The organism is Streptomyces sp. NPDC005931, from assembly GCF_042871235.1.
Classification (GTDB): Bacteria; Actinomycetota; Actinomycetes; order Streptomycetales; family Streptomycetaceae; genus Streptomyces.
The window spans coordinates 476,999-494,799 of record NZ_JBIAIG010000003.1; the positions used below are offsets into that span (position 1 = coordinate 476,999).

General features: G+C 73.9%; 20 protein-coding genes. 9 read left to right on the forward strand and 11 right to left on the reverse strand.

Going from position 1 to position 17,801, the window contains the following annotated elements; translation table 11 throughout:
• Positions 1-5: 5 nt before the first annotated feature.
• From ACFYOV_RS09655 to ACFYOV_RS09675, 5 genes are all read right to left on the reverse strand, one after another.
• Positions 6-704, reverse strand: coding sequence for a TIGR04222 domain-containing membrane protein (locus ACFYOV_RS09655; protein WP_389085004.1), 699 nt, complete (start codon positions 702-704; stop codon positions 6-8).
• Between the two features lie 162 nt (positions 705-866).
• On the reverse strand, positions 867-1,139 hold the full coding sequence (locus ACFYOV_RS09660) for a hypothetical protein (protein WP_389085006.1): 273 nt from the start codon (positions 1,137-1,139) through the stop codon (positions 867-869).
• A 414-nt stretch (positions 1,140-1,553) separates the two neighbouring features.
• On the reverse strand, positions 1,554-1,679 hold the full coding sequence (locus ACFYOV_RS09665; protein WP_389085008.1) for a hypothetical protein: 126 nt from the start codon (positions 1,677-1,679) through the stop codon (positions 1,554-1,556).
• A gap of 143 nt (positions 1,680-1,822) precedes the next feature.
• Positions 1,823-2,713, reverse strand: coding sequence for a 2-hydroxy-3-oxopropionate reductase (locus ACFYOV_RS09670; protein ID WP_389085010.1), 891 nt, complete (start codon positions 2,711-2,713; stop codon positions 1,823-1,825).
• A 30-nt stretch (positions 2,714-2,743) separates the two neighbouring features.
• Entirely contained in the window at positions 2,744-3,583 is an 840-nt protein-coding gene (locus tag ACFYOV_RS09675) for a TIM barrel protein (protein WP_389085012.1), read from the reverse strand.
• 268 nt (positions 3,584-3,851) lie between these two features.
• Between ACFYOV_RS09675 and ACFYOV_RS09680 the strand changes: the two genes are divergently transcribed.
• The 7 genes from ACFYOV_RS09680 (at position 3,852) to ACFYOV_RS09710 (ending at position 8,498) form a co-directional block, all read left to right on the forward strand.
• The gene (locus ACFYOV_RS09680; RefSeq protein WP_389085015.1) at positions 3,852-4,103 is read left to right on the forward strand and encodes a hypothetical protein; all 252 of its coding nucleotides are present in this window, start codon (positions 3,852-3,854) and stop codon (positions 4,101-4,103) included.
• Positions 4,100-4,486, forward strand: coding sequence for a helix-turn-helix domain-containing protein (locus tag ACFYOV_RS09685; protein WP_389085018.1), 387 nt, complete (start codon positions 4,100-4,102; stop codon positions 4,484-4,486). The genes ACFYOV_RS09680 and ACFYOV_RS09685 overlap by 4 nt, the downstream gene beginning before the upstream one ends.
• Before the next feature lie 271 nt (positions 4,487-4,757).
• Positions 4,758-5,276 (forward strand): 2-oxo-4-hydroxy-4-carboxy-5-ureidoimidazoline decarboxylase, encoded by a 519-nt coding sequence (gene uraD, locus ACFYOV_RS09690; RefSeq protein WP_389085020.1) that lies wholly within the window; start codon positions 4,758-4,760, stop codon positions 5,274-5,276.
• Complete coding sequence (uraH, locus tag ACFYOV_RS09695) at positions 5,273-5,695, forward strand: hydroxyisourate hydrolase (RefSeq protein ID WP_389085023.1); 423 nt, start codon at positions 5,273-5,275, stop codon at positions 5,693-5,695. The genes uraD and uraH overlap by 4 nt, the downstream gene beginning before the upstream one ends.
• Before the next feature lie 3 nt (positions 5,696-5,698).
• Entirely contained in the window at positions 5,699-6,622 is a 924-nt protein-coding gene (pucL, locus tag ACFYOV_RS09700) for a factor-independent urate hydroxylase (protein WP_389085025.1), read from the forward strand.
• 132 nt (positions 6,623-6,754) lie between these two features.
• Positions 6,755-8,134, forward strand: a complete 1,380-nt coding sequence (locus tag ACFYOV_RS09705) for an 8-oxoguanine deaminase (RefSeq protein ID WP_389085027.1) — start codon at positions 6,755-6,757, stop codon at positions 8,132-8,134.
• Between the two features lie 235 nt (positions 8,135-8,369).
• Positions 8,370-8,498 carry a hypothetical protein gene (locus tag ACFYOV_RS09710; RefSeq protein ID WP_389085029.1) on the forward strand — a complete coding sequence of 43 codons (129 nt, stop codon included), beginning with the start codon at positions 8,370-8,372 and terminating at the stop codon, positions 8,496-8,498.
• A 703-nt stretch (positions 8,499-9,201) separates the two neighbouring features.
• Here the strand turns inward: ACFYOV_RS09710 and ACFYOV_RS09715 are convergent.
• The 3 genes from ACFYOV_RS09715 to ACFYOV_RS09725 form a co-directional block, all read right to left on the reverse strand.
• Positions 9,202-9,624 carry an acyl-CoA thioesterase gene (locus ACFYOV_RS09715; protein WP_389085032.1) on the reverse strand — a complete coding sequence of 141 codons (423 nt, stop codon included), beginning with the start codon at positions 9,622-9,624 and terminating at the stop codon, positions 9,202-9,204.
• A 57-nt stretch (positions 9,625-9,681) separates the two neighbouring features.
• Entirely contained in the window at positions 9,682-10,305 is a 624-nt protein-coding gene (locus tag ACFYOV_RS09720) for a hypothetical protein (protein WP_389085034.1), read from the reverse strand.
• Positions 10,306-10,436: 131 nt separating this feature from the next.
• Complete coding sequence (locus ACFYOV_RS09725; protein WP_389085037.1) at positions 10,437-11,645, reverse strand: pyridoxal phosphate-dependent aminotransferase; 1,209 nt, start codon at positions 11,643-11,645, stop codon at positions 10,437-10,439.
• 81 nt (positions 11,646-11,726) lie between these two features.
• Here ACFYOV_RS09725 and ACFYOV_RS09730 point away from each other — a divergent pair, with 81 nt between their 5' ends.
• Positions 11,727-12,353: a winged helix-turn-helix transcriptional regulator gene (locus ACFYOV_RS09730; RefSeq protein ID WP_389085039.1), complete on the forward strand. Its 627-nt coding sequence runs from the start codon at positions 11,727-11,729 to the stop codon at positions 12,351-12,353.
• A gap of 68 nt (positions 12,354-12,421) precedes the next feature.
• On the opposite strand, the gene ACFYOV_RS09735 is transcribed toward ACFYOV_RS09730, so the two are convergent.
• Genes ACFYOV_RS09735 through ACFYOV_RS09745 form a run of 3 tightly spaced genes read right to left on the reverse strand, consistent with a single transcriptional unit; the run spans position 12,422 to position 16,074 of the window.
• Positions 12,422-13,234, reverse strand: a complete 813-nt coding sequence (locus tag ACFYOV_RS09735) for a hypothetical protein (protein WP_389085042.1) — start codon at positions 13,232-13,234, stop codon at positions 12,422-12,424.
• Positions 13,234-14,508: a VWA domain-containing protein gene (locus ACFYOV_RS09740; protein WP_389085044.1), complete on the reverse strand. Its 1,275-nt coding sequence runs from the start codon at positions 14,506-14,508 to the stop codon at positions 13,234-13,236. Before ACFYOV_RS09740 ends, ACFYOV_RS09735 begins: the two co-directional genes overlap by 1 nt.
• 45 nt (positions 14,509-14,553) lie before the next feature.
• Complete coding sequence (locus ACFYOV_RS09745) at positions 14,554-16,074, reverse strand: IucA/IucC family protein (RefSeq protein WP_389085047.1); 1,521 nt, start codon at positions 16,072-16,074, stop codon at positions 14,554-14,556.
• Positions 16,075-16,187: 113 nt separating this feature from the next.
• Here ACFYOV_RS09745 and ACFYOV_RS09750 point away from each other — a divergent pair, with 113 nt between their 5' ends.
• Positions 16,188-17,789, forward strand: coding sequence for an IucA/IucC family protein (locus ACFYOV_RS09750; protein WP_389085049.1), 1,602 nt, complete (start codon positions 16,188-16,190; stop codon positions 17,787-17,789).
• Positions 17,790-17,801: the final 12 nt, after the last annotated feature.

A 17,801-nucleotide genomic window follows, 5' to 3' on the forward strand; every position in this document is an offset into this window, starting at 1 on the left:
CGGGCTCAGTACGAACCACCGCCGCACCCACCGCCACCGCGGGAGGCGGAGTACCCGCCGCCCCCGTAGGTCCCGCCGCGGAAGCGGTGGCGCAGCCCGTGGGTGATCCTGACGCGGGGGACCAGGCCGGTGCGGAGGGCGAAGAGCGGCACGAGGGCGCGCAGGGCCGGTGTGCCGTGCAGGGCCACGGCCAGCTTGGCGTGGTCCGTCAGACCGCGTCGGCCGGTGGGGAGGGGGTGCCGGTCCCGCAGGGCCCGCACCTCACGGCCGGCGGCCCGGTTGGGGCGGAGCAGCGGCAGGCGCAGCAGCCCTGCGTCCGCGAGGCCGACGCGCAGCTCTGCCAGCGCCCAGCGCACGTCCGGATGGCGCACCAACTCCCGCAGGGCCAACGGTTCTTCGCCGAGACAGCGGTACACCGTGCGCTCCAGGACCAGCGCCCGCGCCTCGTTCCCGGCGGCCTCCCCCCGCACCGCGCTCCACTGCGTCCACGAGTCCAGCGGGACACCCGCCGGCGGGAGCGGAGGCAGGGTGCGCTCCTCCTGCACCGCGTCCATGGGCACGGCCCGTACCGTCCCCGGGGCGCCCGCCTCGACCGCGCCGCGCAGCTGCAGGGCGACGACGGCGACCGTGACCGCGGCGCGGGGGCCGCCCCGCAGCAGCGCGATCTCGTGCGGTGTCCGGCGCGTTGGCGCGCTGCCGCCCATGGCCCTGCCACCCCCTGAGCCGGGGCCCGCCGCCCCCGTGTCGGCGGGCCCCGTGTGCCGGGTATGTGCCCGCCGCCGGGGCCGGTCGAAGCCTCCCGAGCCGGGTTCAGAGGTGGATTTGAGGGTTCCGTAGTCGGTGTACGTCCGGTTCGGTAGGCGCGCTCACGCGTCGTGGCGCTCCTGCGGCCCCGGGTGCTCGACGTGCTCGTGGTGTTCCGACAGTCCCGGCCAGTCGTCGGGACCGCCGCCCTGCCACTCGATGAGGTCGGTGCCCTCGACATCGGTGACGTACAGGTCGGCCAGCCGCAGGATCTCGCCCACGTCGTCGACGTGCGAGGCGATGCCGAGCGTCTCGTCGCCCGAGGTGACCCGCCTGGATCCGTCGAGGGCGGGGGGATGCACCACGATGTGCGGATGCTCCGTTGGATGTGCCATGTCCCCAGGCTGCTGCGGTCCGGGAGGATCCGCACGCCGGACACGGGGGAGCGCCCGGATGCGTGACCGTCCGCATCCGGGCGCTCGTTCGGTGGTGAAGCTGCAGCGGCTGGTGTCGTCCGACGGCGCGAGGCGGGGCGCGTCGGGACGTCCGTACCGCCGGACGGGGTCGGGGGCGGGAGGGGGAACAGGGGCTCGGGACCGCGGCGGCCGCGACGGCACCGGGGCTCCTCCCCTCAGGTCGAAGAAGGAGCCCCGGGGCCTTCACCACCGCACTGGCTCGCACACCGCCGCGGTGCCCTCGCCGCCCGCGGGGTTCCGCGCGGCCACCCCTCATGCGGGCCGCGCGGAATCCGCCGCGGGCTGCGCGTACGGACCCGACCTCCCGTCAGGGCCGTACGCGAGCCGGTGTGCTCAGTCCTCGCGCGGGGCGCGGACCGCTTCCTCCATCCGGTCGGGGAACAGGAGCGGGCCGCCGAGGCCGACGGTGGCGGAGTCCTGGTTGCCGGCGACGGGGGCGTCGGACTCGGTCGTGAGCACGCGCGGGGACATCGTGGACCTTCCATGCGAGTTCCGGGCGGCGCCGCCGCCTTGGGCGCGACAGGACAGGTGTCGGCGCCGGCGCCGCCCGGAGGTCTTCCGGGTGGGTGCGAGTACGGGTCGGGGGAGGCTGGTGCGATGCGTCAGACCTGCGCGCCGGACAGGCGCTCGACCGCGCGCAGCAGCGCGGAGTGGTCCAGGCCGCCGTCGCCCTGGGCGCGCAGGCCGGCGACCAGCTGGGCGACCACGGCACCGACGGGCAGGGCCGCGCCGACGTCGCGCGCCGCGTCGGTGACGATGCCCATGTCCTTGTGGTGCAGGTCGATGCGGAAGCCGGGCCGGAAGTCGCGGCGCAGGAAGTTGTCCTTCTTGCGCGTCAGCACGGTCGAGCCGGCCAAACCGCCGCTGAGCACGTCCAGGGCCGCGGCGAGGTCTACGCCGGACTTCTCCAGGAAGACCACCGCCTCGGCGCACGCCTGGATGTTCACGGCGACGATCAGCTGGTTGGCGGCCTTCACGGTCTGCCCGGAGCCGTGCGGACCGCACAGCACGACGGTCCTGCCGAGGGCCTCGAAGATCGGCTTCGCCCGCTCGAAGTCGGCCCGCTGGCCGCCGACCATGATGGACAGCACGGCTTCGACGGCCCCGGCCTCGCCGCCGGACACGGGGGCGTCCAGCACCCGGATGCCCTTGTCGCGCGCGGCCGCGGCCAGATCGATCGAGGTCTGCGGCGTGATGGAGGACATGTCGATCAGCAGGGCGCCGGGGCGCGCGTTCTCGAGGATGCCGTCGGGGCCGTAGGCGATGGCCTCGACGTGCGGGGAGGCGGGGACCATCGTGACGATCACGTCCGCGTCCCGCACCGCCTCGGCGAGGGAGGGGGCGGCGGTTCCGCCGGCGGCGGCCAGCCGGTCCAGCTTCTCCCGCTCGAGGGTGTAGCCGGTGACGTCGTAGCCCGCCTTGATCAGGTTCTCGGACATGGGGGAGCCCATGATGCCGAGGCCGATCCAGGCGATCTTGGGGAGCGTGTTCACACCAGGGACCTTTCCGGAGAGCGGGGGTGGTCAGCGGGCCGTGCCGGCCCTGGCCGGCAGCCAGTCGAAGGCCTCGGCGCTCGGGCGGTCGCCCGGCCTGTACTCGAGGCCGACCCGGCCGTCGTAACCGGCCCGGGCCAGCCGGTCGAGGAGGTCCTCCAGGGGCAGCGCGCCCGTGCCGGGGGCGCCGCGGCCGGGGTTGTCCGCGATCTGCACGTGGCCGGTCTTCGCGGTGTGGCGCGCGATGACCTCGGGCAGGTCCTCGCCGTTCATGGACAGGTGGTACAGGTCCATCAGGAACCGGGCGTTGCCGAGGCCGCTCGCCTCGTTGACCCGGTCCACGACGCCGACCGCGGCCGGGGCCGAGACCAGCGGGTACTGCGGCGACTCGGGCCGGTTGAGCGCCTCGATCAGCAGGACCGCGCCGATCCGGTCGGCGGCCCGGGCCGCGAGCAGCAGGTTGTCCAGTGCGAGCGCGTCCTGCTCGGCCGGGTCCACGCCCTCGGCGCGGTTGCCGTACAGGGCGTTGAGCGCCGGGCAGCCGAGCGACTCGGCGAAACCGGCGGCCACGTCGATGTTGGCGCGGAAGCGCTCGGACTCCGCGCCGGGCAGCGACAGGGCGCCGCGGTCGGGGCCGGGGAGCCGTCCGGCGTAGAAGTTCAGGCCCGTGAGCCGGACGCCCGCGTCCTCGATCGCCCGGCGCAGCGCATCCAGCTCGGCGCGCTCGGGCGTGGGCGAGTCGACCCAGGGCCACCACAGCTCGACCGCGGTGAAGCCGGCCGCGGCGGCGGCCGCGGGGCGCTCCAGGAGCGGGAGTTCCGTGAAGAGGATCGACAGGTTGACGGTGAAGCGCTGATCCGCGAATCCCATCGGGGCTGCGCCCCCCTTCCAGTTCCGTATGGCGGAATTAACTTTCTGTTCAACGGAAGGCTGCCGTCGCGCCTCGGCGCTTGTCAAGGGGTTCGGGGGCCGGGGTCGCCGCCCGCGCCCTGCGGACCGCCTTCCGGTCCGCTCTCCGATCCGTCTTCCGGTCCGTCTTTTGATCCGCCCTCCGGTCCGCCTTCCTGTGTCCGTGCTCGGGTCGGCTCCTCGTCGTCCCGGAGGTCCCAGGTCCCGTGCCGCGGGTTAGGTTGTCCGCGTGCGATTGAGAGTGGAGTTCACGACCGAGCCCTTCGACCTCGACGAGGCCCCCGCGCACGCGGTGGTGGCCCGCCAGGTCGTCGAGGGGGCCGAACTGGACGCCGTGGACGTCGGGCCCTTCGGCAACACCGCCGAGGGCGCTTCCGACGCGGTGCTCGGCGCGGTGGACGCGCTGCTGCGCCGGACGCTGGCGGCGGGCGCCACCCGGATCACCCTCCAGGTCAACGTGATCGGGGAGGGCGAGGGATGAGCGGCGCCGGGGAGGAGCCCTTCATCGCGGCCGTCAAGCCGCTGGTCGACGCGATGGGCGGGGAGATGGTCCCGCCGGACGAGGCCGGTCCCGACGACGTCGTGCTCTCCTGGGAGGGCGCACAGGTCGTCGCCGTCCGCCTGCCCCAGCTCGCGGACTCCCTGGACCACATCCTCGCCGCGATGGAACGCCGCAGGGGCAAGCCGCTGGCGGACCTGGATCGCAGGGCCAAGCAGGAGATCGTGCGGAGCCTGGAGGCCCGCGGCGCCTTCGCGGTGCGCCACGGCGTCGAGACGGTGGCCGGCGCGCTGGGCGTCAGCCGCTTCACGGTCTACAACTACCTCAACCGCGAGAAGGGCTCCGCCCCGCCGAAGCGCACCTGACCTCCGCCGGTCGCCACACGAGCCGCCGCCCGTCCCCGGGTGGCGGCTCACGTCGATCAGGCGGGGTCCGAACCCGCCGGGGTGGCAGAAGCTCCTCCGGCCTGCTGCGATGGTCGCGCGGGATCTGCGGGCACCGGTCGTGGCGCCCGCTCCGGTCCTGTGGAGCCGCTCCCTCTTGTTCACGCCGAATTTTCAACAAAGTGTTGACGCGTTGTGCGGGACGGCGTTAGCTATCGGCACGCCCGTTCAGCACAAGGCCACGGAGGCAGCCGTGACGACCAGTTCCACGCCGCCGGGCCTGGCCCGGTTCAACGCCCTCGAGGAGCACGCGGCCCACTCCGCCCTCCACGAGGTGTGCGCCGCGACGGCGTGGGTGCGGCGAATGCTCGCCGGCCGGCCCTACGCCGCCCCCGGTGACCTCTACGCCGCCGGCGACGCCGCGACGGCCGGCCTGACCGCGGACGACCTGGCCGAGGCGATGGCCGGACACCCGCCGATCGGCAGACCCCGGCCCGGCGACCCCACGTCGGCCCGTGAACAGCGCGGCATGGCCGGCGCGTCCGACGAGCTCAAGGCGGAGATGCTGGAGCTGAACCTGGCCTACCAGGACCGGTTCGGCCACGTCTTCCTGATCTGCGCCACCGGCCGGACCGGTGAGCAGATGCGCGATGCGGTCAAGGAGCGGATCGGCAACTCGCCCGAGCAGGAGCGGGAGATCGTCCGCACCGAGCTGGGAAAGATCAACCGCATCCGACTGGCCCGACTCGTCGAAGAGGACGCCCGCACATGAGCACCAGCACCACGGCCTCCGTGTCCACGCACGTCCTGGACACCAGTGCCGGCCGCCCCGCCGAGGGCGTCGCCGTCCGCCTCGCCGCCCGCTCCGGGGGATCCGCCCCTCACGGGCAGGCAGGCGACTGGCGACCGCTCGGCGGCTCCGTGACCGACGCGGACGGCCGGTGCAGGGACCTGCCGGCCCTGCCGGAGGGAACCACCCACGTACGGCTCGACTTCGCCGTCGAGGCGTACTTCGAGAAGTCCGCCCACCAGCAAGCCGATGCGCAGCAGGACGCCCCCGCGAATCGGGACAGCGGTTCCGGTGTGTTCTTCCCGGAGGTGGCGATCACGTTCGCCGTCGCACCGGGCGAGCACTACCACGTGCCGCTGCTGCTCAACCCGTTCGGCTACTCCGTTTACCGAGGGAGCTAGCTCATGCCGACCATCCTGGGACAGAACCAGTACGGCAAGGCCGAGAACCGAGTTGTCAGGATCACGCGGGACGGCGCCACCCACCACATCAAGGACCTGAACGTCTCCGTCGCCCTCTCCGGCGACATGGACGAGGTCCACCTCTCCGGCTCCAACGCCAACGTCCTGCCGACCGACACCACCAAGAACACGGTGTTCGCGTTCGCCAAGGAGCACGGCATCGAGTCCGCCGAGCAGTTCGGCATCCACCTCGCCCGCCACTTCGTCACCTCGCAGCAGCCCATCCACCGGGCGCGCATCCGCATCGAGGAGTACGCCTGGGAGCGGATCGAGACCTCCGACGCCGACTCGAGGCTCGGCGGCGCCGACGAGGCCGGGCACTCCTTCGTCCGCAGGGGCCAGGAGACCCGGCTGACGCAGATCACCTACGACGGCGAGAGCTGGGAGGTCGTCTCCGGCCTCAAGGACCTCGTCGTGATGAACTCTACCGACTCAGAGTTCTGGGGCTACGTCAAGGACACGTACACGACGCTCCCGGAGACGCACGACCGCATCCTGGCCACCGAGGTCTCGGGCCGCTGGCGCTTCAACTGGACCGACGACGAGCAGAGGATGCCCGACTGGGACACCTCCTACGAGCAGACGAAGAAGCACATGCTCCAGGCCTTCGCGGAGACGTACTCGCTGTCGCTCCAGCAGACGCTGTACCAGATGGGCGCGCGCATCATCGACCACCGCAGTGAGATCGACGAGGTCCGCTTCTCCCTCCCCAACAAGCACCACTTCCTGGTGGACCTGGAGCCCTTCGGGCTGAAGAACGACAACGAGGTGTACGTCGCCGCCGACCGCCCCTACGGCCTGATCGAGGCCACCGTCCTGCGGGACGGCTGCGAGCCGAGGATCCCGGTGGACCTCACCAACCTCTGAGCCGGCCGCGCCGGCACTCCTTCGAGACATCCCCCTTCGGCACCCGCGGCCGGGGCACGCGTCCCGGTCGCGGCAACCTTCAGGTTCCTGGCGTGCCCTTCCACCGAGTCCACAGAACGCAAAGGACGCACCATGGCAGCAGCCCGGCGCATCGTCATCGAGAACTGTGCGATCGCGACCGTCGACGCGAAGGACACCGAGTACGCCGGCGGACACCTGGTCCTCGCCGGCAACCGCATCGAGTCGCTCGGCGCGGGCGCGGCCCCCGACGGCCTGGAGAACGTGGTGCGCCGCATCGACGCCACCGGCCACCTGGTCACTCCCGGCCTGGTCAACACCCATCACCACTTCTACCAGTGGATCACCCGGGGACTGGCCACCGACCACAACCTCTTCGACTGGCTGGTCGCGCTCTACCCGACCTGGGCGCGCATCGACGAGCCCATGGTGCACGCAGCGGCCCGGGGCTCGCTCGCGATGATGGCCCGCGGCGGCGTCACCACCGCCATGGACCACCACTACGTCTTCCCGCGCGGCTCCGGCGACCTGTCCGGCGCGATCATCGGCGCCGCCCGCGAGATGGGCGTCCGCTTCACCCTCGCCCGCGGCTCCATGGACCGCAGCGAGAAGGACGGCGGCCTGCCCCCGGACTTCGCCGTCGAGACACTCGAGGGCGCGCTCGCCGCGACCGAGGACACGGTGAGGCAGCACCACGACGCCTCCTTCGACGCCATGACCCAGGTGGCCGTCGCCCCCTGCTCCCCCTTCTCCGTCTCCACCGAACTGCTCCGCGAGGGCGCGGGACTCGCCCGCCGCCTCGGCGTCCGGCTGCACACCCACGGCTCGGAGACCGTGGAGGAGGAGAAGTTCTGCCACGAGTTGTTCGGCATGGGGCCGACCGACTACTTCGAGTCCACGGGCTGGCTCGGTGAGGACGTGTGGATGGCGCACTGCGTCCACATGAACGACTCCGACATCGCGGCCTTCGCCCGCACCCGGACCGGCGTCGCCCACTGCCCGTCCTCCAACGCCCGCCTCGCGGCCGGCATCGCCCGCGTCCCCGACCTGCTCGCGGCCGGCGTCCCGGTCGGCCTCGGCGTGGACGGCACCGCGTCCAACGAGTCCGGCGAGCTCCACACCGAACTGCGCAACGCCCTGCTCATCAACCGCCTCGGCGCCCACCGCGAGGCCGCCCTCACGGCCCGGCAGGCGCTGCGGCTGGGCACCCACGGTGGCGCCCGGGTCCTCGGACGGGCCGACGAGATCGGCTCCCTGGAGCCGGGCAAGCTCGCCGACCTGGTGCTGTGGCGGATGGACACGCTCGCCCACGCCTCCATCGCCGACCCGGTGACCGCGCTGGTCCTCGGCGCGGCGGCCCCGGTCACGGCCTCCTTCGTGAACGGCCGGCAGATCGTGGAGAACGGCCGGCTGCTGACCGCCGACGAGGACGCGATCGCCCGTGCGACGCGCGCCGAGGCGCGGCGGCTGGCGCGGATCGCCGCGCAGGACTGAACCCCGCAGGCTCCGGCGGGGAGGGACGGCTCCCCGCCGGTGGCCGTGGACCCGAGCGGGTCCGCGGCGGCCGTCTCCGGGGCGCGCGTGGAACAAGCGCGCCCCGGAACGGTCCACCGTCCCCGGCCCCTCCCCCGCGCCCGACCTCGCCCGAGCGTCGGGCGCCCGCCTGCCCATCCGCACCACCTCCCTGACACCCGCGACAGCCCTCGCGCGCTGCCCCACGGGCTGTGCGGTGGCGGTCCTGCTGAACCTCGTCCTCAACCACCTCGGCAGCGGCGGGCGGGAGGCCCACGAGGTCACCCACCCGAGGGAGGCGGGCGAGGAGATCACGGGCGCGCCCCGGGCCCCGGCCACACCATGAGGTGCGCGAAACAGCTCGGCCTGCTCGATCGCGTCGCCAGCGCGATGGGGGTGCCCCCGGTTCGGGCGGAGCCGGGAACCGGGGGAGGGTGTGCCGGCGCCGCGACAGCAGCTCGCGCGGCATGGTGCCCTTGGCCACAGCCCCGCAGCGGCAGCCCCGCCACGGTGGCGTAGAGGGTCTTCCTGTCCGGACAGCCCGAGTGCCCGAAGGGGACGGAGCCGGTGAAGCGGATCACATACCAGTGCAGGAAGGTCCTGTCGTACGACGCCGGACAGCCGCACATCACCGGCTGCGCGTCCGCGCTCACCTCGTGGACCCACCGGTGAACTCGCGCCACGCGACCGGCGGCTCGGCACCCTACGTGCCGAGCCGGCCCCGGTCCGGCCCGCTCACCGCCAGTGCCTCGGGCACGAACCCGTCGCTGATCGGCCGCAGTTCCCGGTAGACGTCCGCTCGGGATCGGTCGCCCGGAAGCCGTCCCCGTCGTGCAGCCCGACGACGGCGGCCCCGATGCTCAGCATGGAGTAGGGGCCGGGAAACTCACCCGGGCAGCGCGGGAGTTGCACGAGACCCTGCAGCGCCTCACGGACTGGGCGGAGCGCAACCGGGTCTGCATCACCGAGTCGCGCGCGGCCTACGACACCGACCACACCCGCGAGCCGGTCGACGCGTGACCGCGCCCGCCGGCTCCAGGGCCCGCCTCCTACAACCCGAACAGGCCAGGATCCTTGGCCAGTTCGCGGAACCGCCGCTGCGGGTCGGGCACCAGTCGCCGCTGCTCCAGGTCGAGCAGCCCGCCGACGGCGGTGATCTCCGCCGCCACGGTGCCGTCCGCCTTGTTGATCGTCTGCTCGATGGTGAACGTCTTGCCGCCGCCCCAGCCGAAGACGCAGCTCACGTCGACCTCGTCACCGGCGAGCAGCTCCCGGCGATAGCGGATGGTCGTCTCCAGGGCGACCGGGCCCACGCCCTGCCCGACGAGCCCCGCCTGGGTGATCCCGGCCGCCTGGAGCAGTGACCAGCGGGCGTGCTCGGCGTAGTTGAGGTACACGCTCTGGTTGAGGTGGCCCTGGGTGTCGGTCTCGTACCCGCGCACGGTCACGCGGACGGAAAACGGCTCGCTCACTGCGTCCCCTTCGAGCTGCTCGGTTCGTTGCCCTGTCCACCGATCCTGGCACGCCGCTCACGCCCGCCGCGGAGAGGCCAGCAGGTACCGGACCCGCGTCCTCGGCTCGGTGTGCTCCCCGACCTGCCACCCCGCCGACTCCAGCGTGGCCGCGCAGGCCCGCAGCGCCGCGCCGTCCGGCTCGTACACGGCGACCGCCTCCGGCTGCGGGGTCTCCCGCACCCGGTAGCCGCCCTCGCCGTCGGCATCGGCCGGACGGTGTCCGGCGGCCTCCAGGGCGAGCGCGGCGGCCTGCACCAGATGCGAGCGCTCCCAGGCGCAGGGCCGGTCCGTCGCCCCGTCCCGATGGGTCATCCGCCGCAACTCCAGCATCCCCTGCCAGGCACCGCGCACCTCCCGCAGCCGGGCCGCCTCGGCCCCGGCCACCGGGTCGTCACCCCCGACCCGCGCGGCGAACACCTCCCTGGCGGACGCCTTCGCCTCGACCGGTTCGGGCTCCGCCTCCCGTGTGCGATGGCCCGCCGGCGTCAGGAAGTGGTCGTGCGGCGGCCTGGGATGCCGGAAGGCGAGCCCCCGCCGCACCAGCTCGGCGAGCTGCGTCGGCGTACCCCGCAGCCGCCCGGTCACCGGATCGGCGGCCTCGATCAGCCGCCGCTGCGCGGCGGTCGGCGGTCGCGTCATGGCGCGCTCCTCCCGCTCCGGTCGCCCGGGTGCGGTCCGCACCCGCTCGTTCGAAGACTACGACGGGGCACCGACACTCCCGCCGGGCGAGGAGCCGGCGCCGCTGCCGGCCCGGACGGCCGCTACGCCGGTTACTGCCGGTATCCGCCCAGGAACCGCCCGATCCGGCCGATCGCCGCCTCCAGGTCCTCCGCGTGGGGAAGGGTGAGGATGCGGAAGTGGTCGGGAGCCGGCCAGTTGAAGCCCGTGCCCTGGACGACCTGGATCTTCTCCCGCAGCAGCAGGTCCAGGACGAACCGCTCGTCGTCGTGGATCCTGTGCACCTTGGGGTCCAGGCGCGGGAACGCGTACAGCGCGCCCTTGGGCTTCACGCAGGTCACGCCGGGGATCTCGTTCAGCTTCTCCCAGGCCGTGTCCCGCTGCTCGCGCAACCGCCCGCCCGGCGCGGTCAGTTCGCGGATCGACTGCCGGCCGCCGAGCGCGGCCTGGATGGCGTACTGGGCGGGGGCGTTGGCGCACAGGCGCATGGAGGCCAGCATGGTCAGGCCCTCCAGATAGTCCTTGGCGTGCTGCTTCGGGCCCGTGACGACCAGCCAGCCGGAGCGGAAGCCGGCCACCCGGTAGGTCTTGGACAGGCCGCAGAAGGTGAGGACCACGAGGTCGGGGGCGAGCGCGGCGGCCGAGTGGTGCACCGCGTCGTCGTAGAGGATCCGGTCGTAGATCTCGTCGGCGAAGACCATCAGGCCGTGGCGGCGGGCGAGGTCGAGGATGCCCTCGACGATCTCCTTCGGGTACACCGCGCCGGTGGGATTGTTCGGGTTGATGATCACGACCGCCTTGGTCCGGTCCGTGATCTTCGCGGCCATGTCGTCCAGGTCCGGGTACCAGTCCGCCTGTTCGTCGCACAGGTAGTGGACCGCCTTGCCGCCGGCGAGGGTCGTCACCGCCGTCCAGAGGGGGAAGTCCGGTGCGGGGATGAGGATCTCGTCGCCGTCCTCGACGAGGGCCTGGACCGCCATGGAGACCAGTTCGGAGACGCCGTTGCCCAGGAAGACGTCGTCCACGTCGACCTCCAGACCCAGGGTCTGGTAGCGCTGGGCCACCGCGCGGCGTGCGGAGAGGACGCCCCGCGAGTCGGTGTAGCCGTGCGCCTGCGGCAGCATCCTGATCATGTCCTGGAGGATCTCCTCCGGGGCCTCGAACCCGAACAGGGCCGGATTGCCGGTGTTCAGGCGCAGCACGCTGTGCCCCGCCTCCTCCAGCGCGTTGGCGTGCTCGATCACCGGACCGCGGATCTCGTAACAGACCTCGCTGAGTTTGTTCGACTGCCGGAACTCCATGTGCCCCTCCGGTATCTGGTGTTGCTTGGTTTTACCAAGTTGCAGCTTGGAAAGTCCAACAACTTGTCTAGACTGCGCCGCATGTCACCTCGCCGAAGCTACGACCAGTACTGCTCCGCCGCCCGGGCGCTCGACGCCGTCGGCGACCGCTGGACCCTACTGATCGTCCGGGAGCTGCTCGCCGGTCCACGGCGCTACACCGACCTGCACGCGGACCTGCCCGGCGTCAGCACGGACGTACTGGCCTCGCGGCTGAAGGACATGGAACGCGACGGACTGACCACCCGGCGGCGGCTGCCCCCACCCGGCGCGGCCCACGTGTACGAACTCACCGCGCGCGGACGGGCCCTGCTGCCCGTGCTCCAGGCCCTCGGCGCCTGGGGAGAGGCCGAGCTGGGGGAGCGGCGGCCCACCGACGCCATTCGGGCCCACTGGTTCGCGCTGCCCCTGCTGCGTGCCCTCGAGGGTGAGGGGCTCGTCGAAGTCCGGCTGGAGGAGGGGTGCTTCCACCTGTACGCAGGCGCCGAGCGCGGACCCGTCTACGGTGACGGGCCCGCCCCGGGGGAGCCCGACGCCCTGCTCTCGCTGGACACCGGCACCTGCACGGCGATCAGCCGCGGCGACCTCACGGTGGCGGACGCGGTGCGCGCGGGGCGCGTCGAGGTGAGCGGCGACGGCACGTTGGCCAAGGCCCTGCGGGAGGTGTGAGGGCGGCACCGGAAACGGCAGAAGGCCCGCACGGGGCGAGCCTTCCGGCAGACGTCCGGGTGGTGCGGTCAGGCGCCCGGCGGCACCCGGGCCGGGCGTCCCGCGCCCCGGGTCAGCCGGTACCCGCCGATCCCCGCCAGTGCGGCCAGCACGCCGCCGACCGCGGTCCACACCCACCGGTCGGACCACCAGCCGGAGGTCCAGCCGTCCTCGGGCTCCAGCTCCGCCAGCACGGCCGAGGGCGAGCCGTCCGCCTCGTCCTCCGGTTCCGCCCCGCCGCGCGCCGCGATGCCCGGCACCAGCGGCTCCGCGAGCGCACCGTCCACCGCGGCCGCCCCGCCGACGTCCTTGGACCCGGCGCGCACCTCGGCGCTCACCGGCTGGCCCAGATCGCCCGTCGGGAGGTTCACCGCCGTGAGCCGGACGTAGTACGTGCCCGGCAGTGGGTCGTTGGCCCACGGCTCCGCCCAGGCCCGCACCGTGCGCAGCACACAGGCCAGTTCGAGCGAGGCGGCGTCCGCCGCCGCGGTGCGGGTCTGCGCCCCCCACTGGCACGCCTGACGGCGGCGCAGACCGTCGTACACGTCGACCCGCCAGGTCTGCGCGGCATGCGTCGGCGGCAGCTTCACCGTCGCCTCGACGGTGGGACGCTGCCCGGCGTCCGCCGGGAAGGACCAGTACAGGTAGTCGCCCGCCGAGGCGCGCGCCGTGGCGGTCCGCCCCTGCTCGAACTCGGTCGCCGTACGGAACGACGTACCGGCGCGGGTGGGCGCCCCGGCGTCCTGCGACGCGCTCGCCGAGGGCGTGGAGTCGGCCGAGGCGGGGGCCGCGGCGAGCCCGAGCGCCAGCAGGGCCGCGCTCGACACACGTATGGCACGCATCAGTTGGTCCTCCAGACCGCGATCCGCCAGCGTGACAGCCAGCCCCAGACGAGGCCGGCGAGGAAACCGGTCAGGACCAGCGCGCCGAGCAGCCACCAGCCCCGGCCCAGGCCGAAGGAGGCCACGTCGCTCGCGTGGTCCGGCCCGTCCACGACGTCCACGGTCAGCTCCAGCGGAAGGCCGGGCGTGGTCTTCACCCCGGAACCCGGCGAGAAGGAGTGGGTCACCACCAGGCACAGCGTCTCGGCCGCCGGCTTGTCGCTGTCGGCGTCCTCCCGCTCGGGCTCCGGATGGCGCAGCCCGGTGGACACGACGTCCGTACGGCCGTTGCCCATCGCCTCGCCGCGCACGGTCTCCCGGCCGTGCACCGTCACCGCCCGCAGCAGCACGCCGTAGTCCGGGTTCACGGCCCGGTCGGCCGCCACGCTCACCGAGGCGCGCAGTTCCCGGCCCGGCAGCACGTCCACGCGGTACCAGCGCTGCTGCCCGAACTCCGCGCGGTCGGTGTACAGACCGGAGGCCAGCGTCGGCGCCTCGGCGCAGGTGTCCGCGCCCTCGGCCGCCACCGGCGTGACCACCGGTTCGGCCGCCCGGTCCACCAACTCGTTGACCCGGTCTGTGAGTTCGTCCTGGTGCTCGACCGAGGTGTACGTCCCGCCGGTAGCCTCGGCGATGCAGCTCAGCTGCCGGCTCAGCTTGGCGTTCGGCACCAGGCCCAGCGTGTCGATGGTCAGGCCGATGCCCTTGGCGGCGATCTCCCGGGCCACCTCGCACGGATCGAGCGGGGCGCAGGTGTCCTCGCCGTCGCTGATCAGCACGATCCGCTTCGAGCCGGTGCCGCCGTCCAGGTCGTCCGCGGCCTTAAGCAGCGCGGGGCCGATCGGCGTCCAGCCCGTCGGGGTGAGCGTGGCCACCGCCGTCTTGGCCTCGGTACGGTCCAGCGGCCCGACCGGGTAGAGCTGCGCCGTGTCCTTGCAGCCCTCCTTGCGGTCGTCGCCGGAGTAGTTCGCGCCGAGGGTACGGATGCCCAGCTCCACCTCCTCCGGCGTGGCGTCCAGCACCTCGTTGAACGCCTGCTTCGCCGCTGCCATCCGGGACTGCCCGTCGATGTCCCTGGCCCGCATCGACCCGCTGACGTCGAGGACGAGATCGACCTGGGGCGCGTCCTGGCCCGTGGGTTCACCGGCGGCCGCCCCGGCCGGGAAGGCGAGCCCGGCCGTCAGTGCGGCGAGCAGGGCGAGGACGCCTGCCACCGGCCGTTTTCTTCTGATCATCGGCGGATCCTATTGATCCGGCGTGCCGCCCTCCAAAACGGCGTCTCAAAAGCCTCCGCCCCGCAGCGGATTGGGCAGGTCGGCCCACTGGTCCCCGGGCGTCCGTGGTGACAGCCGCATCAGCGTCAGCGCCTTCGCGGGCAGCGGCTCGCCGACGAGCGCGGCCAGGTCCGGGGTGCGCGGCAGATCCCGTACGGCGGTCTCCAGGGCCGCCCGCAGCGCCGGGCCGGAACCCGTCGTGCCCGCCAGCGCACCCGCCACCAGCGAGCCGAACAGCTTGCGTCGCAGGACGCGTTCGTCGTCGGTGACCATGCGGGCGGGCAGCTCGGGCAGGGGGACGCGGTGCCGGGCCAGGCGGGCCGGGCCGACGCGCAGGTCGGCCAGGTCGCGGTAGACCAGCCGCACCGGATCGCCGTCCGGTGACAGCACCACCAGCAGGTTCTGGCCGTGCGCCTCCAGCGCCACCCCCAGCTCCAGCAGCCCCAGCCCGACGGTCAGGGCCAGGCGCGCGAACCGGGCCGACCAGACGGGGGAGCGGGGGAGCGGGGTGGTCGCCAGCGCCGCCACCGGGACCACCCGCTCGCCCCGCCCCGCGTACTCCCGCGGCGACTCGCGCAGCACCGCCGCGAGATCGGGGGAACCGGCCGCCACGGCGCCCAGCGTGCGGGTGACGCGCAGCAGCCCGTCCGTGCGCGCGGCCACCGCCTCCCCGAAGTCCGACAGCACCGCCGAGGCCGCGACCGAGCCCAGCGAGATGTCCCGCACCGAGGACGTCAGCCGGGCGCTCAAGGCCGTCTTGACGTGCGGCCCGTCCGGCAGGGCGAGGGTGCGCAGCGCCATCAGCGGATGCGCCGTGACCCGCCCGCCGTCCCCGCCGCGCGGCTCGCTGCCCTCGAGCACGTGCGCCACCTGCCACGGGTGCACCGGCACCAGCACCCGCCCCCCGTCCCGCAGCCACGCCGGCCAGTCCCCGGCCACCAGGCACTCCGCGGCCGGCACCGGCACCAGCGCCAACTCCACCCGCGCCCCGTGCTCGGGTCCGTAGGCCAGTTGCTCGGCCACCGAGAAGCCCGGCCGGGAGCGGCAGTTGGGGTGGAACGGATGACCGTCGACCACCCGCTGCTCCCACTCCCAGTCGGTCCCGGGCCACTCGTCCGGGTGATCCTGCCGTCCCGCCCGCGACAGCGCCAAGGAGGCCGCGCTGTGCGCGAGTTCGTCCGCGAAGGACGCGGAGTGCGGTACGGCGAGATCCGTCATCAGCCGCGCCGGGTCGTCGTACGCCACCTCGCCGAGTCGTACGACCTCCACGTACGCGTCCGTCCGGTACGGGTCCGCCCGCGGGCCGCGCAGGCGCCGTCCGTCCGCCAGCCGCAGGGTGAGCCCGTCGCCATCCGGCTCGCGGCCCGCGATCCAGGGCAGCGGCTCGTGCGCCAGGCCGCGCCACAGCCGGGACAGCACGGCCGCGCGGGCGCCGGGCAGCGCCGCCGCGTACCGGGGCGCGAGACGGGGCCGTACGGCCGCCAGCTCGTCGGCGACCTCGGCCTCGGCGAGGGAGGGACGGTGCACGGGCAGGCTCCTCGGGTACGAACACAGGACGGCACGAAGGGGGGCCGACGACAGACATACTGATCGTCTCCACCCGGACAGACCGTAGGGAACCAGTGGAACGTGTGGACCTCATGCCCCAGCCGGCAGACGACGACGCGGCATTTCGCGGGCAGACGGCGGCCCGCGCGGACGCCTACGCCGCGGTACCGCTGCTGAACTGCCTCCTGCGCGAGGTGGCACACCCCCTGCCGGGCCCCGGTGACCATCGAACCCACCCCCTTCCGGGCGTCGGCGGACGTCCGACGCGCCCCCTCCCGGACCCCGCCGGGCACCGGACCTACCGGCTGCCCGGCGTCGGCCGGCTGCTGCGGGTGCGCGGGACCCGGCGGCCCGCCGGACCGGAGGTGTACACGGACGGGGCCTGGCACCTGCTCGGCCACACCGAGCTGGTGAAGCTCGTCGCCGAGGAACTGCGCCGGCACACCGGGGTGTCCAACCACGAACTGCCCGCCGACATGATCGACAGCCGGGACGCGGTGGCCGCGCTGCTCGACGCCCGCGCCCGGACGGCCCCGCCGGACGACCCGTACCTGCGCTCCGAGCAGGCCCTGCTCACCGGCCACACCCACCATCCCGCCCCCAAGACGCGCGGCGGCGGCCCCACGGCCGGCTGGCTGCCGTACGCCCCCGAGGCGCACGCCCGCTTCCCGCTGACGCTGCTGGGGCTGCGGGAGGACGCGGTGGTGGACGAGGGCGACACCTCGGCCCTGGACCGCCTGGGCGCCGCCCCGCCCGGCTACCGGATGCTGCCCGCCCACCCCTGGCAGCTGGACCTCGCCGCCCACGACCTCGCCCCCGCCTTCGCCGACGGCCGTCTGATCCGGCTCGGCACCACCTCGGGCGACTGGTGGCCCACGGCCGCGATCCGCACCCTGTACGCACCCGGTGACGACCTGTTCCTGAAGTTCAGCCTGGACGTGCGCATCACCAACGACGTCCGCCGGCTGTGGCGCCACGACCTGCTCAGGCTGCGCGGCACCGACACGGCCGTGCGGGCGGCCTTCGCCGCGTTCGACGGCCCGGCCGCCTGGCTGAGCGACCGCGGCCACCGCACCGCCGACTTCGCGTTCGAACAACTCGCCGTCGTCGTCCGCGACGGCTTCCGCGGCCATCTGCTGCCCGGCGCGACCCCGTGCCTCGCCGCCGCGCTGGTCGAGGGCTTCGACGGCGATCCGCTTGCCGCCACCGCCGACCCGGCCGCCTGGTGGCGGGCGTACCTGGAACGGGTCGTCCCCCCGGCGCTCGCGGCGTTCGCCGCGCACGGCGTCGTTCTGGAGGCGCACCTTCAGAACACCCTGGTCGCCGTGGACTCCGACGGCATGCCCGTGCAGGCGCTGTTCCGGGACGCCGAGGGGGTGAAGCTCCTGGTGGACGCGGGCGGCGCGGCGCCGATGACCGGGGTGCCCCGGGCGGCGGGCTGGGAGCGGCTCGTGTACTGCCTGGTCGTCAACCACCTCGCCGAGGTGGCCGCCGCCCTGGCCGAGCGCCACCCCGGCCTCGACCCCTGGCCCGCAGCCCGCCGGGAACTGGCCCGGCACGACCTGCCCGAGGCCGGCGCCCTGCTGACCGCGCCCACCCTCCCCGGCAAGACCAACCTCCTCCTGCGCTGGACCGCCGCGGACGGCGCCGAGGCCCGCTACCGCCCGGTGCCCAACCCGCTGGCGGGCGCGTAGGCCACCCGGCAC

Excerpts from the sequence above, each read along its gene's own strand:
- ACFYOV_RS09655 (WP_389085004.1), bottom strand. The coding sequence starts at position 704 with ATGGGCGGCAGCGCGCCAACGCGCCGGACACCGCACGAGATCGCGCTG.
- ACFYOV_RS09660 (WP_389085006.1), bottom strand. The coding sequence starts at position 1,139 with ATGGCACATCCAACGGAGCATCCGCACATCGTGGTGCATCCCCCCGCC.
- ACFYOV_RS09675 (WP_389085012.1), bottom strand. The coding sequence starts at position 3,583 with ATGGGATTCGCGGATCAGCGCTTCACCGTCAACCTGTCGATCCTCTTC.
- ACFYOV_RS09685 (WP_389085018.1), top strand. The coding sequence starts at position 4,100 with ATGAGCGGCGCCGGGGAGGAGCCCTTCATCGCGGCCGTCAAGCCGCTG.
- uraH (WP_389085023.1), top strand. The coding sequence starts at position 5,273 with ATGAGCACCAGCACCACGGCCTCCGTGTCCACGCACGTCCTGGACACC.
- pucL (WP_389085025.1), top strand. The coding sequence starts at position 5,699 with ATGCCGACCATCCTGGGACAGAACCAGTACGGCAAGGCCGAGAACCGA.
- ACFYOV_RS09705 (WP_389085027.1), top strand. The coding sequence starts at position 6,755 with ATGGCAGCAGCCCGGCGCATCGTCATCGAGAACTGTGCGATCGCGACC.
- ACFYOV_RS09720 (WP_389085034.1), bottom strand. The coding sequence starts at position 10,305 with ATGACGCGACCGCCGACCGCCGCGCAGCGGCGGCTGATCGAGGCCGCC.
- ACFYOV_RS09725 (WP_389085037.1), bottom strand. The coding sequence starts at position 11,645 with ATGGAGTTCCGGCAGTCGAACAAACTCAGCGAGGTCTGTTACGAGATC.
- ACFYOV_RS09730 (WP_389085039.1), top strand. The coding sequence starts at position 11,727 with ATGTCACCTCGCCGAAGCTACGACCAGTACTGCTCCGCCGCCCGGGCG.
- ACFYOV_RS09735 (WP_389085042.1), bottom strand. The coding sequence starts at position 13,234 with ATGCGTGCCATACGTGTGTCGAGCGCGGCCCTGCTGGCGCTCGGGCTC.
- ACFYOV_RS09740 (WP_389085044.1), bottom strand. The coding sequence starts at position 14,508 with ATGATCAGAAGAAAACGGCCGGTGGCAGGCGTCCTCGCCCTGCTCGCC.
- ACFYOV_RS09750 (WP_389085049.1), top strand. The coding sequence starts at position 16,188 with ATGCCCCAGCCGGCAGACGACGACGCGGCATTTCGCGGGCAGACGGCG.